The organism is Pseudomonas saponiphila, assembly GCF_900105185.1.
In the GTDB taxonomy this organism is placed as follows: Bacteria; Pseudomonadota; Gammaproteobacteria; order Pseudomonadales; family Pseudomonadaceae; genus Aquipseudomonas; species Aquipseudomonas saponiphila.
Genome location: NZ_FNTJ01000002.1, coordinates 1,505,757 through 1,521,529 on the forward strand (window position 1 = coordinate 1,505,757; position 15,773 = coordinate 1,521,529).

Here is a 15,773-nt window from a genome sequence, read left to right on the forward strand (position 1 = left end):
CTCCGGAAAAGATGCAGGTGACGGGTGCTTATGGCTGGCGCTGCAGGTGGTACAGGGCGTTGGCCAGGGCGATGTCCTCCAGGCCCAGGCCAATGGAGCGGAAGAACACATGGCGCTCGGCGCTGGGGCGTTGCGCCTGGTTGCTCAGCAGCTCCGGCAGGTCGCCGAGGATCGTCGCGCTGTCCCAGCCGTGCTGTTCGCCGGCGATCAGCATTTCTCCGGCCGAGCCTGGGGTGGTGCGCCGGTAGTCGCAGTAGACCTGCAGCTCCGGCAGGGCCGCGGGCGGTATTTCATGGGCCCGTGGCGCGTTGGTGCTGATGGAGGTGATCAGCGCCGGTTTGGCGAGGCGGCGCGGATCGATCACCGGCCCGGCGGAGGAGGTGCAGAGCATGATCACGTCGGCGTCTTCGACCGCCTCTTCCAGCTTGGGCACCAGTTGCAGGCGCGGGTCCAGGGCCTTGAGGCGCGCAAGCTCCTCGGCAGACTTGCTGGCAAGGCTTGGGGAATGGAGGCGGATGCTCTGCCATTGGCGCAGGTCTTTCACATAGTGCAGGTGCGCCTGGGCCACCGCGCCGCTGCCGATGATTGTCAGGTGTCGGGCCTCGGGCGTGGCCAGTGCCTCGACGGCGACCGCCGTGGTGGCGGCGGTACGTGCGGTGGTCAGTTCGGCGGCGTCGCACAGCAGCAGCGGCTGGCCGCTGTCCATGGACATCAGTAGGGTCCAGGCGGTAACCAGCGGACCTTCGGCGCGGACGATATAGGGTGAAGTCTTGACCCCATACACACGATCTTCAGCCAGCACGCCCAGGTAGTTGATGAAGTCGCCGGCGCCCTGGGGAAACTCCACCAGTTGTTGCGCCGGCTGCACGGCGAGCCCGGCGGCCAGGTCACGGAACAGTTTGCGCAGGATCTGCGGGACGTCGATTTGCGCGAGCAACTGGCGGGCTTCGGGCCGGGCCATCAGGTAGGGCGTGCTGGACATGCAAGGGCTCCCATCAAGTTAAACTAATTTGTCCATTATGGACTTTTAGTTTTGTCGGGCAATATCCAGGCAAAAAAAAACGCAGCCGGTGATGGGCTGCGTTTTTTCGGTGCGTCGGTTATCAGGCTTGCGGGCGTTTGCGCGTGACTGGGCGCAACAGCTCGGCAGGCGGCATTTCGCAGCTGATCTTGCGTCCCAGCAGGGCTTCGATCGATGGCAGCTGGTAGGAGTCGTCCTCGCCGGCGAAGCTGATGGACACGCCCTCGGCCCCGGCGCGACCGGTACGGCCGATACGGTGCACGTAGTCGTCCGGCACTTCCGGCAGGGTGAAGTTGATCACGTGGCTGATGCCGTCGATATGGATGCCGCGGCCGGCCACGTCGGTAGCCACCAGTACTCGGATCTTGCCTTCGCGGAAGCCTTCCAGGGTCTTGATCCGCTTGTGCTGCGGCACGTCGCCGGACAGCTGGGCGGCGTTCACGCCGTCGCGTACCAGGCGTTCCTCGATGCGCCGCACTTCATCCTTGCGGTTGGCGAAGACCATGACCCGTTCCCAGCCGTTGTCGGTGACCAGGTTGTACAGCAGCTTGTACTTGTCGGCCCCGGCCACGGCATAAATGTGCTGTTCGACGTTTTCGCTGGCGACGTTCTCGGCCTCGATCTCGACAATCGCCGGGTCCGTGGTCCATTGCTTGGCCAGGTTCATCACGTCGTCGGTGAAGGTGGCGGAGAACAGCAGGGTCTGGCGTTCGCTCTTGGGCGGGGTCTGGCGAATGATCTGCCGCACCTGCGGGATGAAGCCCATGTCGAGCATGCGGTCGGCTTCGTCCAGCACCATCACTTCGACCATGTCCAGGTGCACGTCGCCGCGCTGGTTGAAGTCCAGCAGACGGCCCGGGGTGGCCACCAGGATGTCGCAGTGGCGGGCTTCCAGGTGCTTGAGCTGTTTGTCGAAGTCCATGCCGCCAACGAAGGTCATGACGTTGAGGCCGGTGTACTTGGTCAGCGCCGCGGCATCCTTGGCGATCTGCACCACCAGTTCCCGGGTCGGGGCAATGATCAGCGCCCGCGGCTCGCCCATGTAGCGCTCCTTGGGCGGCGGAGTCTGCAGCAACTGGGTGATGATCGAAATCAGGAACGCGGCGGTCTTGCCGGTGCCGGTCTGGGCCCGGCCGATGGCGTCCTTGCCCGCCAGGGTATAGCCCAGTACCTGGGCCTGGATCGGCGTGCAATAAGGAAAGCCCAGGTCCTGGATGGCGTGCATCAGTTCCGGTGCCAGCTTGAAGTCGTGGAAACGGGTCTTGCCTTCCTGGGGTTCGACCACGAAGTCTTCGAGTTTCCAGGTGCTGGCGGGCGGCTTGGGTGCCCGCGGACGGCGCGGCTGCTCGGGTTTGGGGTGTTCGGCCTTGGGCTTCTCTTGGCGCGGCGCTTTGGGAGAGCAAGGGGCGGCCGGTGTGTTCACCGGTTCTCTTTTGGCTGCGGTAGCGGGTGCGCTCGGTTCCGGCTGACGGCCGTCACTGCGGCTGCTGGAACTGGGGGTAGGGGCACTGGGGCTTGGCGCGAGCGGCTCAGCCTCGCTTTTACCGAAGATTTTCTTGAGTGCTTTGAGCACGGTCATCTCATCAATTGGTTAAGGAATGTACGCCGGCCAGTGTAATGCAAGAAACGGGCGCGGCGTAGTCTGTTGCTCTGGCCTCCGGCTTGAGGCGGTTTTTCTAGCGCAAACGCTCGCTCAGCCAGGTGCCGATGTCGCTGATTTCTTCTGGTAACACCTCGTGCCCCATTGGGTATTCCTGCCAGGTCACGGTGACACCATGCTGCTTAAGATACTCGTAGGCGGTGCGGCCCATGGCGTTTTGCACCACTTCGTCGTACTGGCCGTGCAGCGACAGCAGCGGAATCCGCTGTTGGCTGGCGGAAAGTTGCAGTTCGTCGTCAAAGGTCGGTGCGTAAGTGGAGAGGGCAAGCACGCCACCCAACGGACCCTGCCATTTGAGGAAGGCAGTGTGCAGCACGACGGCGCCACCCTGGGAGAAACCTGCCAGGAAAATTCGCGAGGCGTCTATTCCGCTGGCGCGTTGCTCTTCGATCAGTCTGATGACTTCATCAGATGATTCGTCGAGCTGTTCGCGACTGATCGCGCGAGCCGGGTTCATGGCCAAAATGTCGTACCAGCTGGGCATGGCATATCCGCCATTGATGGTCACGGCTCGGGTCGGTGCCTGGGGCAGGACGAAGCGGGTGCTCAAGAGTTTTTCCTGCAGCATCTCGGCCACCGGCAGAAAGTCGTAACGGTCCGCTCCCAGGCCGTGAAGCCAGATCACACAGGCATCTGCGGGCTTGCTGGGCTGAAGAATCAAGGGCTCGGTCATGCTTGCTCCATTTTTGTGCGTGCGCGCTGATTGAGTGCGAGGTTAAGGGGCGCGCCCGGTTGATCGGTGAAGAAGATGTCGCATGGTTGAACGTTTTGCTAATGGCCACTGGCTGAAACGCTTTAGCCGAAACTGTGGTACGGGCTTTGCTATGGCTCAAAAGGAGGAGTGGAAGTGATAGCACTCTCTGCCGGCGGTAACACTAACAGGCTACCGCGGGCGATGGCATCGCCAACCTCCTCTGATACAGGTTCGCCAATGGCCGCTACGGGCTTTGCGAACTGCAAAGGGCTACAGCCCGTTCGGCCGATTGGTGAGATGTAGGCCCCCCATTACGTGGATTTCTCCTACTAGACTCATAGCGAAGGTCTTACGCCGCTTGACCCTATAAAAAAGCCTACACGGGTCAGCGCCTCACAAGGGCGCGGCAGGACTCAAGCTCCGACACAACAAGAGCAAGATTGGAGGTTTGAATGAAGATGTTGAAATCCACCCTGGCCGCTGTCACGGCGGCTACGGTGCTGGCTACAAGCGGTTTCGCACAGGCGGGTGCGACCCTCGATGCAGTACAGAAGAAAGGATTCGTACAGTGCGGTGTCAGTGACGGTTTGCCGGGTTTCTCGGTACCGGATGCGACCGGCAAGATCCTCGGTATCGACGCCGACGTCTGCCGCGCCGTGGCCGCTGCGGTATTCGGTGATGCGACCAAGGTCAAGTTCAGCCAGTTGAACGCCAAGGAGCGCTTCACCGCGCTGCAATCCGGCGAAATCGACGTGCTGTCGCGCAACACCACCTGGACCAGCTCCCGCGATGCGGGCATGGGCCTGATGTTCGCCGGTGTCACCTATTACGACGGCATCGGCTTTCTGGTGAACAACAAGCTGGGTGTGAAAAGTGCCAAGGAACTGGACGGCGCGACCATCTGTATTCAAGCCGGTACTACTACCGAGCTGAACGTGTCGGATTACTTCCGTGGCAATGGTCTGAAATACACCCCGATCACCTTCGATACCTCCGATGAAAGCGCCAAGTCCCTGGAATCCGGGCGTTGCGACGTGCTGACATCCGACAAGTCCCAGCTCTACGCACAGCGCAGCAAGCTGGCCACCCCGACCGATTATGTCGTGCTGCCGGAAACCATCTCCAAGGAGCCGCTGGGCCCGGTGGTGCGTAAGGGCGACGAAGAGTGGTTCAGCATCGTCAAGTGGACCCTGTTCGCCATGCTCAACGCCGAAGAGGCGGGCATCACTTCGAAAAACGTCGAAGCTGAAGCCAAGTCGACCAAGAACCCTGATGTAGCACGTCTGCTGGGCGCGGACGGTGAATACGGCAAAGACCTGAAACTGCCGAAGGACTGGGTAGTACAGATCGTCAAGCAAGTAGGTAACTACGGTGAAGTGTTCGAGAAAAACCTCGGCAAGAGCACGCCACTGGCCATCGACCGCGGCCTGAACGCGCTGTGGAACAACGGCGGCATCCAATACGCACCACCTGTGCGCTGATGGTTCTATCACCCGGCGGGCCAACCGCCGGGTGATGTTCTGTTCCATTATTCCTGGGGCACTTCATGCAAAATTCAATCGGCGCACCCAAGCAGAGGCTTAGCCTCAGCGATCCGCGTGTGCGCGCCTGGCTGTTTCAGATCATCACCCTCGTGGCGGTGGTTTCGCTGGGCTGGTTTCTGTTCGACAACACGCAAACCAACCTTCAGCACCGGGGTATCACCTCGGGTTTCGACTTTCTTGAGCGCAGCGCCGGTTTCGGCATCGCTCAACACCTGATTGCCTACACCGAAGCGGACAGTTATGCCCGGGTCTTCGTCATCGGCCTGCTCAATACGCTGCTGGTGACCTTTATCGGAGTGATCCTGGCGACCCTGCTGGGGTTCATCATCGGGGTGGCGCGGCTGTCGCAGAACTGGATCATCAACAAGCTGGCGACGGTGTATGTGGAGGTGTTCCGCAACATTCCGCCGCTGCTGCAGATCCTGTTCTGGTACTTCGCGGTGTTCCTGACCATGCCGGGGCCGCGCAACAGCCACAACTTCGGCGACACCTTCTTTGTCAGCAGCCGGGGCCTGAACATGCCGGCGGCGCAAATGGCCCCGGGGTTCTGGGCGTTCGTGGCGAGTGTGGTGCTGGCCATAGTCGCCATCGTGCTGATGTGCCGCTGGGCCAACAAACGCTTTGAAGACACCGGGGTGCCGTTCCACAAGTTCTGGTGCGGATTGGCGCTGCTGCTGGTGATTCCGGCGTTGTGCACACTGCTGTTCGGCTCGCCCGTGCATTGGGAGTTGCCCAAGCTGCAAGGCTTCAACTTCGTTGGCGGCTGGGTGCTGATCCCCGAGCTGCTGGCCCTGACCCTGGCCCTGACCGTCTACACCGCAGCATTCATCGCCGAGATCGTGCGCTCCGGGATCAAGTCGGTGAGCCACGGCCAGACCGAGGCGGCCCGCTCCCTGGGGCTGCGCAACGGCCCGACCCTGCGCAAGGTGATCATTCCCCAGGCCCTGCGGGTGATCATTCCGCCGCTGACCAGCCAATACCTGAACCTGGCGAAGAACTCGTCCCTGGCCGCCGGTATCGGCTACCCGGAAATGGTGTCGCTGTTCGCCGGCACGGTGCTCAACCAGACCGGCCAGGCCATCGAGGTGATTGCCATCACCATGAGCGTGTACCTGGCGATCAGCATCAGCATTTCCCTGCTGATGAACTGGTACAACAAGCGCATTGCGCTGATCGAGCGGTGAGGAAGCGCCCATGACGACTCATACTTTCAAACCCGACATGCCGCCGCCCAGCCGCAGCATCGGCGTGCTGGCGTGGATGCGCGCCAACATGTTCTCCAGCTGGCTCAACACCCTGTTGACCCTGTTTGCCTTCTACCTGATCTACCTGGTGGTGCCGCCACTGCTGCACTGGGCGATCCTCGACGCCAACTGGGTCGGCACCACCCGTGCCGACTGCACCAAGGACGGCGCCTGCTGGGTGTTCATCCAGCAGCGTTTCGGCCAGTTCATGTATGGCTATTACCCGGTGGAGCTGCGCTGGCGGGTCGACCTGACCGTGTGGCTGGCGGTGATTGGTGTGGCGCCGTTGTTCATCTCGCGCTTTGCCCGCAAGGCGATCTACGGCTTGTGTTTCCTGGTGTGGTACCCGGTGGTTGCCTACACCCTGCTGCACGGCGGTTACCTGGGCTTGAGCAATGTCGCCACCAGCCAATGGGGCGGCCTGATGCTGACCCTGGTGATCGCCACGGTGGGGATTGCCGGAGCCCTGCCGCTGGGGATCCTGCTGGCATTGGGACGACGTTCCAACCTGCCGGCGATTCGCGTGGTCTGCGTGACCTTCATCGAGTTCTGGCGCGGCGTGCCGCTGATCACCGTGCTGTTCATGTCCTCGGTGATGCTGCCGCTGTTCCTGCCCGAGGGCATGAACTTCGACAAGCTGCTGCGGGCCTTGATCGGGGTGATCCTGTTCCAGTCGGCCTATGTGGCCGAGGTGGTGCGCGGTGGCTTGCAAGCCATTCCCAAGGGCCAGTACGAAGCCGCTGCGGCCATGGGCCTGGGTTACTGGCGGGCCATGGGCCTGGTGATTCTGCCCCAGGCCCTGAAGCTGGTGATTCCCGGCATCGTCAACACCTTCATCGCCCTGTTCAAGGACACCAGCCTGGTGATCATCATCGGCCTGTTCGACCTGCTCAACAGCGTCAAGCAAGCCGCCGCCGATCCCAAATGGCTGGGCATGGCCACCGAAGGCTATGTCTTCGCGGCCCTGGTGTTCTGGATTTTCTGTTTCGGTATGTCCCGCTACTCCATGCATCTGGAGCGTAAGTTGGACACAGGCCACAAGCGTTAGGAGTATCTCCATGAGTGAAGCGAACAAAAAGCCTGTGGGCCCTGAAGGCATTATTCAGATGCAGGGTGTGAACAAGTGGTACGGCCAGTTCCACGTGTTGAAGGACATCAACCTCAACGTCCGCCAGGGTGAGCGCATCGTGTTGTGCGGGCCGTCGGGTTCGGGCAAATCCACCACCATCCGCTGCCTCAACCGCCTGGAAGAGCACCAGCAGGGACGCATCGTGGTGGACGGCGTGGAACTGACCAACGACCTCAAGCAGATCGAGGCCATTCGTCGGGAAGTGGGCATGGTGTTCCAGCACTTCAACCTGTTTCCGCACCTGACCATCCTGCAGAACTGCACCCTGGCGCCGATGTGGGTGCGCAAGATGCCCAAGCGCAAGGCCGAGGAAATCGCCATGCATTACCTGGAGCGGGTGCGCATTCCGGAGCAGGCCAACAAGTACCCGGGCCAGCTGTCCGGTGGGCAGCAGCAACGGGTGGCGATTGCCCGGGCACTGTGCATGAAGCCCAAGATCATGCTGTTCGACGAACCGACTTCGGCCCTGGACCCGGAAATGGTCAAGGAAGTGCTGGATACCATGATTGGCCTGGCGGAAGACGGCATGACCATGCTCTGCGTGACCCACGAAATGGGCTTTGCCCGCACCGTGGCCAACCGGGTGATCTTCATGGACAAGGGCGAAATCGTCGAGCAGGCGGCACCGAACGACTTCTTCGATAACCCGCAAAACGATCGCACCAAGCTGTTCCTGAGCCAGATCCTGCATTGACCCTGATGCACGGTTGGCGCTGACGATAAACCCGGACTGGCTCCGGGTTTATTTTTGCTCGGCGTTCAACTGCCGGCAGCACCGAGCTGTGGTTCGGGTGGGTCGCCCAAGGCTGAGGGCGCCAGCCGTGGTTCGCCAAGCTCCAGTACGTCCTTCATCAAACGTGGGTGGCGATCCAGCAGGCGCATCAGCACGTACAGCGGCTGGGGCACGCCGACTTCGCCGCGCTCGTAACGGGAAAAGGCATTGTGTCCACCTCCGGACAGCAGCTTGACTGCCTCCTTTTGCGAGAGGTGCAGCTTGCGGCGGATGCGCTTCAGGTCTGTGGCAACCTCCTGCCGGTAATCCTCAAGCAACTGGTCGCCTGCGGCGGCGTAGCGTTCTGCACTCTGGGCATCGAATTCGATTTCACCGCACTCCTGGCATTCCCAGCCCGCCAGGCCATGCAGGTGACGCAACAGGTGCCGGTAGTCGACGACCTCGCTGCGCTGCTCGAACGCCAGCATGCCGGTCGGGGCGCCGCAGCTGTAGCACTGTTGTCGTTTCATGTCTGTGCCTCCTTGAAGGAGATCATTGGAGGCCCCAAGCCGGGGCGGTGGGTGATCTTGATGTAGAGCGTCCGGTCATCGAGGCTGGTGTAATACACGTCTTGCCACACCCGGTGATCGCAATAGGTGGTCATCGATTTGTAGAACATGTTGCCCTGGAGTCCGGCTATCACTCGTTGCATGGCGGCCAAGGACAATCCGAGTTCCCTGCCGCAGCGCAATGCGCTTCGAGTGAAGGCTTGTGCCCCTTGTCGAACGACGTGCGCCTTGATCAGCGAGAGGTCGTGGTGAAGTGTTTTCTTTTCCATGAGACACCCTTGAGGCCTGATTGAAATTACCCTTATAGGGTTTTTTGTCAAGGCCTGTTTGCCGTGGCGAAAGTGCCTCCTCCAGCCTAATCCGTTGAACTCTCGGAAAAGCCTGAATACCATGTCCGACAATTCATCCGATGATTGGATGATTGAGCGAGTCCCATGAGCGAAACATCCCCCCTGATTGCGGATTTCGGTGAACGTGACCGAGCGTTTCGCTAATACGTGACCGGTGCTTCCACCCCGGTTGCGCGGGTTCTGGATTGTAATCGCATCGGTCACGATGCGGCTTGTTCCTCGGCTTTTTTTCGGCGCAGCGACTCGCCTTTCATCGTCAGTCGGTAGGCGTTGTGCACCAGGCGGTCGAGGATGGCATCGGCCAGGGTCGGGTCGTTGATCCAGCCGTGCCAGTGCTCGATGGGCAGTTGGCTCGTCAGGATGGTGGAGCGGCTGCCAGCGCGGTCGTCGATCACCTCCAGCAGGTCATGCCGGGCTCCTTCCTCCAGCGGGGCTAGCGCCCAGTCGTCCAGCACCAGGACGTCGACCTTTGCCAGCTGTTGCAGGGTACGGCCGAAGCTGCCGTCGCCATGAGCGATGCGCAGTTGTTCCAGCAGGCGCGGGGTGCGCAGGTACAGGGTGCTATAGCCCTGGCGGCAGGCCTGGTTGCCCAGGGCGCAGGCCAGCCAGGTTTTGCCGGCACCGGTCGGGCCGGTCAGCAGCAGGTTGTGCTGCTGGCGGATCCAGTCGCCACTGGCCAGGGTGGCGATCAGACGCTCGTCCAGGGCGCGTCCGGTGCGGCGGTCGAGATCTTCCAGGCAGGCGTTGGCGTACTTGAGCTTGGCCTTCTTGCGCAGCCGTACCAGGCGCTGGTTGTCACGCCAGGCCAGTTCGCGGTCGAGCAGTAGGCCGAGGCGTTCATCGAAGCTCAGGCTGTGGCTGGCCGGCAGCGTCCATTGCTCTTCCAGGGCGCGGGCCATGCCGTCCAGGCGTAGCTGGTGCAGTTGATTCAGGGTGTGTTGCGGCATCATCGAACAGCTCCTGTTGCGGGGGTTGGTAGTAGTCGGCGCCACGGACGTTCTCGTGGTCGCCGGGTAAGGTCGTTTCGGCGGCACGCTGGGGCAGCGGCTGTTGATCCAGGCCTTGCTGGAGCAGGTTGCGCACGCTGCGCCCGGTGAAGGCGCGCAGGTGTACGGCACGTTCGGCAGCGGCTTCCAGGCGTGCATTGCCATAGCGCCGGGCCAGCGAGAGCAGGCCGAGGCAGGCGCGGTAGCCCATCTCCGGGTGCGGCTTGTGGGTCAGTTGGTGATCGATCAGTTGGCGCGTGTAGGGGCCGATCCGCGCGCCCCAGTCGAGCAGGCGTTGTGGCGTCCATTCGCGATGCGCCTGGTGCGCCGCGGGCATGTGCTCGCGCTGGGTACTGTAAGCGCCGCGTCGCCCCAGCAGCAGGTGGCTGGCCACCCGCCGGTTGCCATGCAGCACTTCCAGGGTGTGTGCCGTCAGTCGCACGTCCACGTTCTGCCGGGCCAGGGCGGAGGGCACGCTGTAGAAGCTGCCATTGACCTCGATGTGGTAGTCGATGCTGACCTTGCAGCGCTTGAAGGTGGCGACCTCGTAGGGATGCACCGGCAGCGCTCGCAAGGCCGGGCGATCCAGGCGCTCGAACCAGTCGCGCCGGCAGCCATCGAGCCGCTTGAACGGGCGCCGATTCAGATCCTCCAGCAGCTCGGCGATGGCCTGGTTAAGCGCATGCAGGCTGAAGAACTGCCGATGGCGCAGCCGCGCCATGATCCAGCGCTCGACCACCTGCACCGCCACCTCGGCCTTGGCCTTGTCCTGAGGCTTGCGTGGCCGTGCCGGCAGGATCACCGTCTGGTAATGACGCGCGCACTCCAGCGTGGCCCGGTTCAGGCCCGGCTCGTAGCGATCCGGCTGGGCGACCAGGGCGCGCGGATTGTCCGGCACAACCATTTCCGGCACGCCGCCAAAGTAGGTCAGAGCCTGGCCCAGCGAGGTCAGCCAGTCCACCTGGGTTTCGCCTGGCGTCGCGCAGGCATAGGTGTAATTCGAGGCGCCCAGGGCGGCGACGAAGATGTGCGCCCGGCGCACTTCGCCGGTGGCCGGGTCGACCACCGGCAGCGTCGGCCCGGCATAGTCGATGAATAGCTTCTCGCCCGCACGGTGCAGCTGACGCATCGAACGTTTGAGCGTCTGGGCGTAGCGCCGGTAGTGCTCGACGAACTGGGTGTAGCGGTAGGTCGGCTGGCCCGCATGCGCGGCGAGATATTCCTCCCACAGCAGCTGCAAGGTCACGCCCTTGCGTCGCAACTCGCGGTGGATGCTCAGCACATCGGGCAGCACTCGCTCACCGCGCGGCTTGTTCGTCGACGTCGGTGCAAACAAGGCGGCCGCCAGCGCGGCCTCGTCCATGGCCACCAGCGCCGGCCAGTCCAGCCCGGCCACCCGCGCCGCCGCGATGTACTTGCTAACCACGCCCTTGGACAGCTGCAAGGCACGGGCAATCTTCTCGTGGGACAAGCCGGCCTCAAACTTGAGGCGCAGACATTCTTTGATGTTTCGCATGGCTACTCGCGGCGCCGCCATCTTCCTCTCCCGAAATCGGTCGAGGATGGCGGCGCATCAGGTCATGCGCAACGAAGGGGAAGGCTTTCGCTAAGTCGTGACCGGCGATTTCGGTAAGCCGTGACCACCTGTTTCGGAACAGGCGGAAAATCGGTCACGTTGCTACCGAAATGAGCGGTCACGCGTTAGCGAAATGACCGGTCACGATCAACCGAAACGGCCGGTCACGGTGCTCCGAAATCCGCACCCTGATCAAAAAATCCCTGGTCGACCAGGCCCTGGAGCAACTGCGCAAACGCATCAACAACGGTGTCTGGCGGGTCGGCCAGCGCTTGCCCACCGAACCGGAACTGGCCCAAGAACTGGGCATCAGCCGCAATACGGTGCGCGAAGCCATGCGGGTGCTGGCGTTCTCCGGACTGATCGAGATCCGCCAGGGCGATGGCAGTTACCTGCGGGCGGTGGCCGATCCACTGGACATGCTCCAGGCGCTGTCGCAGTGCTCTCTGGAACAGGCCCGGGAAACCCGGCAGATCCTCGAAGTGGAGGCGGTCGGCCTGGCGGCCCTGCGTCGCACCGACGAGGACCTGCAGGACTTGAAGCAAGCCTTGCAGGCCAGCAGCGGGCATTTTCACGGCGACCTGGAAAGTTACATCGCCTGCGACCTGGTGTTTCACCAGCGCCTGGTGGATGCCGCCCACAATCCGACCCTCAGCCAGCTGTACCGCTACTTCTCCAGTGTGGTCGGCGCGCAGTTGCGCCAGACCTTGACCCAGGCTCCGCGTCGCCAGGACGTCTTCGATCTCCATCAGCACCTGCTGGATGCCATCGAACAGGGCGACCCCGAGCGGGCCAAGAAGCTGTCCCGCCAACTGATCAACGAATCCTGAATCCGAGACCTTCATGTCCAATCACCAGGTACCCCCGAATACCCCGTCTGCTCCTCGGCGTCCTGCCGAGCTCGAAGAGCTGCTGATCGACGCCGAGGCCGATGACGAGGAGCTTCAGCAGGCCCCGCCCGCGGTACGTCGGCCCTGGCTGTTGCTGCTGGGGCTGATCCTGGTGGCGCTGAACCTGCGTCCGGCGCTGTCGAGCATGGCGCCGTTGCTCAGTGACGTATCCCAGAGCCTGGGCCTGTCGGCGGCCAAGGCGGGGTTGCTGACCACCTTGCCGGTGTTGTGCCTGGGTTTGTTCGCGCCTTTGGCGCCGCTGCTGGCCCGGCGTTTTGGTGCCGAGCGGGTGGTGCTGGGGATTCTCCTGACCCTGGCCCTGGGCATTGTGCTGCGCAGTTCCCTGGGGGAGTTCGGGGTCTTTGCCGGGAGCATCCTGGCCGGCGCCAGCATCGGCGTGATCGGCGTGCTGCTGCCGGGCATCGTCAAACGCGACTTTGCCCGGCATGCGGGCACCATGACCGGGGTCTACACCATGGCCCTGTGCCTGGGCGCGGCCATGGCGGCCGGGGCCACGGTGCCCTTGAGCCAGCACTTCGGCAACAGCTGGGCCATGGGACTGGGCTTCTGGGTCGTGCCGGCCATGGTGGCGGCGCTGTTCTGGCTGCCTCAAGTGGGGCAGAAACACGGGGCTCACCATGTCGCCTTCCGTGTGCGCGGGTTGCTGCGCGATCCGCTGGCCTGGCAGGTGACCCTGTACATGGGGCTGCAATCCTCTCTGGCCTACATCGTGTTTGGCTGGTTGCCGTCGATCCTGATCGGCCGCGGGCTGACCCCGACCCAGGCGGGGCTGGTGCTGTCGGGTTCGGTGATCGTGCAACTGGCCAGCTCCCTGGCGGCGCCCTGGCTGGCGACTCGCGGCAGGGACCAGCGCCTGGCCATCGTGATGGTCATGCTGATGACCCTGGGCGGCCTGTTCGGCTGCCTTTATGCGCCGCTGGACGGCTTGTGGGGCTGGGCCATTCTCCTGGGCCTGGGGCAGGGCGGCACTTTCAGCCTGGCCCTGACCCTGATCGTCCTGCGTTCGCGGGACTCCCATGTGGCCGCCAACCTGTCGAGCATGGCCCAGGGCATCGGCTACACCCTGGCGTCCATGGGGCCGTTTGCGGTGGGGCTGGTGCACGACTGGACCGGTGGCTGGAACGCCGTGGGCTGGATCTTCGCGGTGCTGGGCAGCGGGGCGATCATCGCCGGGCTGGGCGCGGGTCGTGCGCTGTATGTGCAGGTGCAGAGCGAGAAAATCTAACGAGCCTCACTGTCGGTATTTGCCGCGCAAATGCCGATAGTCATCTCAAGGCGTGCGGATTATTGTGCTGGCATCCCTTTGCCCTTCCGGAGTCCGCCCATGAGCGATGCCCACCGCGCCCTGATCACCGAGTTCTACCAGGCCTTTCAGCGTCTGGATGCCGAGGCCATGAGTGCCTGCTATACCGAGGACGTTGTTTTCAGTGATCCGGCCTTTGGCGAATTGCGCGGACGTGATGCCGGCGACATGTGGCGCATGCTCACCAGCCGGGCCAAGGACTTTTCCCTGACTTTCGATCAGGTGCGCGCCGACGAGCGTTCAGGGGGCGCGCACTGGGTGGCCACCTACCTGTTCAGCCAGACCGGCAACACCGTGATCAATGACATTCAGGCGCGCTTCGTGTTTCGCGACGGCAAGATTTGCGAGCACCACGATCATTTCGACCTGTGGCTCTGGGCGCGTCAGGCCCTGGGGGTCAAGGGCCTGTTGCTGGGCTGGACACCCCTGGTGAAAAACGCCGTTCGCGCTCAGGCCCGCAAAGGCCTCAAGGCCTTCCAGAGCGGTCGCTGAAAGCCATCCTCTGCTAAGATCGCGGCTTGTTATCCACAGGCCTCGATTATTCTTGTGAGCCGTCCAGATCCACTCCCCGAGATTGCCGCCGAACCGCCCGCGCCTGCCAGCAAACCCTGGTTTGTGTACCTGGTGCGCGCGGCCAATGGCGCCCTTTACTGCGGTATCAGCGATGACCCGGTGAAGCGCTTTGCCAAGCATCAGAGTGGCAAGGGCGCGCGCTTCTTTCTTTCCAGCCCGGCGGTGGCCCTGGTCTACACCGAAGCCTGCCGAGACAAGAGCGAGGCCCTGCGCCAGGAGCGGCTGATCAAAAAACTCAGGAAGAGCGCCAAGGAGTGCCTGGTGGCTTCTGCCAGTGCAATCGCATCAATCTGACTGATAGGTTCTCATCAGTTGGATCTGTAGGCCGTCCACGGATTGCGCGCTAAGCTTCAGCGCTCTCCTTCTTGTGGCGGACCCCAGCATGTCAGAGTTGATTCTCCACCATTACCCGACCTCTCCCTTCGCGGAAAAAGCCCGCTTGCTCCTGGGGTTCAAGGGCCTGTCCTGGCGTTCCGTGAAGATTTCCCCGGTCATGCCCAAACCCGACCTGACGGCCCTGACCGGCGGCTATCGCAAGACCCCGGTGTTGCAGATCGGCGCGGACATCTATTGCGACACGGCCCTGATCGCGCGCCGCCTGGAGCTGGAAAAGAGCTCGCCGGCGCTGTTTCCCGAAGGCCAGGAAATGATCAGCGCGACCTTCGCCGCCTGGGTCGACTCGGTGGTGTTCCAGCATGCGGTGACCCTGGTGTTCCAGCCCGAGTCGGCCGCCGTGCGCTTTGGCAAGCTACCGCCTGAAGCGGTCAAGGCCTTCATGGCCGACCGCGCCGGGCTGTTCAGTGGCGGCAGTGCCAGCCGCCTGCCCCTGGATGTGGCCAAGCATCAGTGGCCGACCATCATGGCGCGTCTGGAGCAGCAACTGCAGCGCGAGCCGGGGGACTTCCTGTTTGGCGAGCCGTCGATTGCCGATATCGCCCTGGCTCACTCGCTGTGGTTCCTCAAGGGCACGCCGGTGACCGCACCGCTGGTGGACGAGTATCCGGCGGTATCCGCCTGGTTGGCGCGGGTGCTGGGCTTTGGTCATGGCTCCTTCACCGAGATGAGTGCCGAAGAGGCCCTTGAGGTGTCGCGCAACGCTACTCCGGTGGCGCTGCCGGATGAGCAGTTCGTCGACCCCAATGGTTTTGCGGCGGGGCAACAGGTGGTGATTGCGGCGACCGACTATGGCGTCGATCCGGTGGCGGGCGAGTTGCTGTTTGCCGGTACTGAAGAGTTGATCCTGCGTCGCGAGGATCCGCGCGCCGGCCTGGTGCACGTGCATTTTCCACGCCTGGGCTTCCACATCCAGGCGCAGTGATCGGCTAGAAACCTGCTGGTGTAGGAGCTGGCTTGCCAGCGAAGGCGTCCTCAAGATCAGTGCACGATCTGCGGCTTCGCCGGCAAGTGCCTCCCGCCAGGCTCTGTACGAATAGTTTTGAGACAAAGGTCAGGCAAGGCGAAAACGGTCGAGGAACGGCCGGGGTCGCGTTCGACTTTACGG

16 protein-coding genes are annotated in these 15,773 nt (G+C 62.9%); 9 read left to right on the forward strand and 7 right to left on the reverse strand.

Annotated elements, in window-relative coordinates; all coding sequences use genetic code 11:
- Positions 1 to 28 precede the first annotated feature (28 nt).
- The 3 genes from BLV47_RS28720 to BLV47_RS28730 form a co-directional block, all read right to left on the reverse strand.
- The gene (locus tag BLV47_RS28720) at positions 29 to 982 is read right to left on the reverse strand and encodes an ornithine cyclodeaminase family protein (RefSeq protein WP_092319818.1); all 954 of its coding nucleotides are present in this window, start codon (positions 980 to 982) and stop codon (positions 29 to 31) included.
- Positions 983 to 1,103: 121 nt separating this feature from the next.
- Complete coding sequence (rhlB, locus tag BLV47_RS28725; protein ID WP_092319820.1) at positions 1,104 to 2,600, reverse strand: ATP-dependent RNA helicase RhlB; 1,497 nt, start codon at positions 2,598 to 2,600, stop codon at positions 1,104 to 1,106.
- Positions 2,601 to 2,697: 97 nt separating this feature from the next.
- Entirely contained in the window at positions 2,698 to 3,354 is a 657-nt protein-coding gene (locus BLV47_RS28730) for an alpha/beta hydrolase (RefSeq protein ID WP_092319822.1), read from the reverse strand.
- Between the two features lie 473 nt (positions 3,355 to 3,827).
- Between BLV47_RS28730 and BLV47_RS28735 the strand changes: the two genes are divergently transcribed.
- The 4 genes from BLV47_RS28735 to BLV47_RS28750 all read left to right on the forward strand — a co-directional run bounded on the left by BLV47_RS28735 (position 3,828) and on the right by BLV47_RS28750 (position 7,986).
- Positions 3,828 to 4,856: an amino acid ABC transporter substrate-binding protein gene (locus BLV47_RS28735; protein WP_016965200.1), complete on the forward strand. Its 1,029-nt coding sequence runs from the start codon at positions 3,828 to 3,830 to the stop codon at positions 4,854 to 4,856.
- Positions 4,857 to 4,921: 65 nt separating this feature from the next.
- On the forward strand, positions 4,922 to 6,103 hold the full coding sequence (locus BLV47_RS28740; RefSeq protein ID WP_092319824.1) for an amino acid ABC transporter permease: 1,182 nt from the start codon (positions 4,922 to 4,924) through the stop codon (positions 6,101 to 6,103).
- A gap of 10 nt (positions 6,104 to 6,113) precedes the next feature.
- Complete coding sequence (locus tag BLV47_RS28745) at positions 6,114 to 7,211, forward strand: amino acid ABC transporter permease (protein WP_060837651.1); 1,098 nt, start codon at positions 6,114 to 6,116, stop codon at positions 7,209 to 7,211.
- Positions 7,212 to 7,221: 10 nt separating this feature from the next.
- The gene (locus tag BLV47_RS28750; protein WP_016965197.1) at positions 7,222 to 7,986 is read left to right on the forward strand and encodes an amino acid ABC transporter ATP-binding protein; all 765 of its coding nucleotides are present in this window, start codon (positions 7,222 to 7,224) and stop codon (positions 7,984 to 7,986) included.
- Between the two features lie 65 nt (positions 7,987 to 8,051).
- Here the strand turns inward: BLV47_RS28750 and BLV47_RS28755 are convergent, their stop codons facing one another.
- From BLV47_RS28755 to istA, 4 genes are all read right to left on the reverse strand, one after another.
- Positions 8,052 to 8,534, reverse strand: coding sequence for a type II toxin-antitoxin system MqsA family antitoxin (locus BLV47_RS28755; RefSeq protein ID WP_092319826.1), 483 nt, complete (start codon positions 8,532 to 8,534; stop codon positions 8,052 to 8,054).
- A complete protein-coding gene (locus BLV47_RS28760) occupies positions 8,531 to 8,842 on the reverse strand; it encodes a type II toxin-antitoxin system MqsR family toxin (RefSeq protein ID WP_092320583.1) in 312 nt (103 codons plus the stop codon). The genes BLV47_RS28755 and BLV47_RS28760 overlap by 4 nt, the downstream gene beginning before the upstream one ends.
- A gap of 281 nt (positions 8,843 to 9,123) precedes the next feature.
- On the reverse strand, positions 9,124 to 9,873 hold the full coding sequence (gene istB, locus BLV47_RS28765; RefSeq protein WP_062838242.1) for an IS21-like element IS1474 family helper ATPase IstB: 750 nt from the start codon (positions 9,871 to 9,873) through the stop codon (positions 9,124 to 9,126).
- Positions 9,761 to 11,446 (reverse strand): IS21 family transposase, encoded by a 1,686-nt coding sequence (gene istA, locus BLV47_RS28770; RefSeq protein WP_062838241.1) that lies wholly within the window; start codon positions 11,444 to 11,446, stop codon positions 9,761 to 9,763. Before istA ends, istB begins: the two co-directional genes overlap by 113 nt.
- A gap of 185 nt (positions 11,447 to 11,631) precedes the next feature.
- Here istA and BLV47_RS28775 point away from each other — a divergent pair, with 185 nt between their 5' ends.
- The 5 genes from BLV47_RS28775 to BLV47_RS28795 all read left to right on the forward strand — a co-directional run bounded on the left by BLV47_RS28775 (position 11,632) and on the right by BLV47_RS28795 (position 15,590).
- On the forward strand, positions 11,632 to 12,315 hold the full coding sequence (locus BLV47_RS28775; RefSeq protein WP_092319828.1) for a FadR/GntR family transcriptional regulator: 684 nt from the start codon (positions 11,632 to 11,634) through the stop codon (positions 12,313 to 12,315).
- Between the two features lie 13 nt (positions 12,316 to 12,328).
- Positions 12,329 to 13,621, forward strand: a complete 1,293-nt coding sequence (locus BLV47_RS28780; protein ID WP_092319830.1) for a CynX/NimT family MFS transporter — start codon at positions 12,329 to 12,331, stop codon at positions 13,619 to 13,621.
- Positions 13,622 to 13,720: 99 nt separating this feature from the next.
- Positions 13,721 to 14,191 carry a nuclear transport factor 2 family protein gene (locus tag BLV47_RS28785; protein ID WP_092319832.1) on the forward strand — a complete coding sequence of 157 codons (471 nt, stop codon included), beginning with the start codon at positions 13,721 to 13,723 and terminating at the stop codon, positions 14,189 to 14,191.
- A 54-nt stretch (positions 14,192 to 14,245) separates the two neighbouring features.
- A complete protein-coding gene (locus tag BLV47_RS28790; protein WP_092319834.1) occupies positions 14,246 to 14,566 on the forward strand; it encodes a GIY-YIG nuclease family protein in 321 nt (106 codons plus the stop codon).
- 88 nt (positions 14,567 to 14,654) lie between these two features.
- On the forward strand, positions 14,655 to 15,590 hold the full coding sequence (locus BLV47_RS28795; RefSeq protein WP_092319836.1) for a glutathione S-transferase family protein: 936 nt from the start codon (positions 14,655 to 14,657) through the stop codon (positions 15,588 to 15,590).
- Positions 15,591 to 15,773 lie beyond the last annotated feature (183 nt).

Coding starts and splice junctions, on each gene's coding strand:
- BLV47_RS28730 (WP_092319822.1), bottom strand. CDS start 3,354: ATGACCGAGCCCTTGATTCTTCAGCCCAGCAAGCCCGCAGATGCCTGT.
- BLV47_RS28740 (WP_092319824.1), top strand. CDS start 4,922: ATGCAAAATTCAATCGGCGCACCCAAGCAGAGGCTTAGCCTCAGCGAT.
- BLV47_RS28735 (WP_016965200.1), top strand. CDS start 3,828: ATGAAGATGTTGAAATCCACCCTGGCCGCTGTCACGGCGGCTACGGTG.
- BLV47_RS28745 (WP_060837651.1), top strand. CDS start 6,114: ATGACGACTCATACTTTCAAACCCGACATGCCGCCGCCCAGCCGCAGC.
- istA (WP_062838241.1), bottom strand. CDS start 11,446: ATGGCGGCGCCGCGAGTAGCCATGCGAAACATCAAAGAATGTCTGCGC.
- BLV47_RS28785 (WP_092319832.1), top strand. CDS start 13,721: ATGAGCGATGCCCACCGCGCCCTGATCACCGAGTTCTACCAGGCCTTT.
- BLV47_RS28795 (WP_092319836.1), top strand. CDS start 14,655: ATGTCAGAGTTGATTCTCCACCATTACCCGACCTCTCCCTTCGCGGAA.
- BLV47_RS28720 (WP_092319818.1), bottom strand. CDS start 982: ATGTCCAGCACGCCCTACCTGATGGCCCGGCCCGAAGCCCGCCAGTTG.
- rhlB (WP_092319820.1), bottom strand. CDS start 2,600: ATGACCGTGCTCAAAGCACTCAAGAAAATCTTCGGTAAAAGCGAGGCT.
- BLV47_RS28750 (WP_016965197.1), top strand. CDS start 7,222: ATGAGTGAAGCGAACAAAAAGCCTGTGGGCCCTGAAGGCATTATTCAG.
- istB (WP_062838242.1), bottom strand. CDS start 9,873: ATGATGCCGCAACACACCCTGAATCAACTGCACCAGCTACGCCTGGAC.
- BLV47_RS28780 (WP_092319830.1), top strand. CDS start 12,329: ATGTCCAATCACCAGGTACCCCCGAATACCCCGTCTGCTCCTCGGCGT.
- BLV47_RS28755 (WP_092319826.1), bottom strand. CDS start 8,534: ATGAAACGACAACAGTGCTACAGCTGCGGCGCCCCGACCGGCATGCTG.
- BLV47_RS28760 (WP_092320583.1), bottom strand. CDS start 8,842: ATGGAAAAGAAAACACTTCACCACGACCTCTCGCTGATCAAGGCGCAC.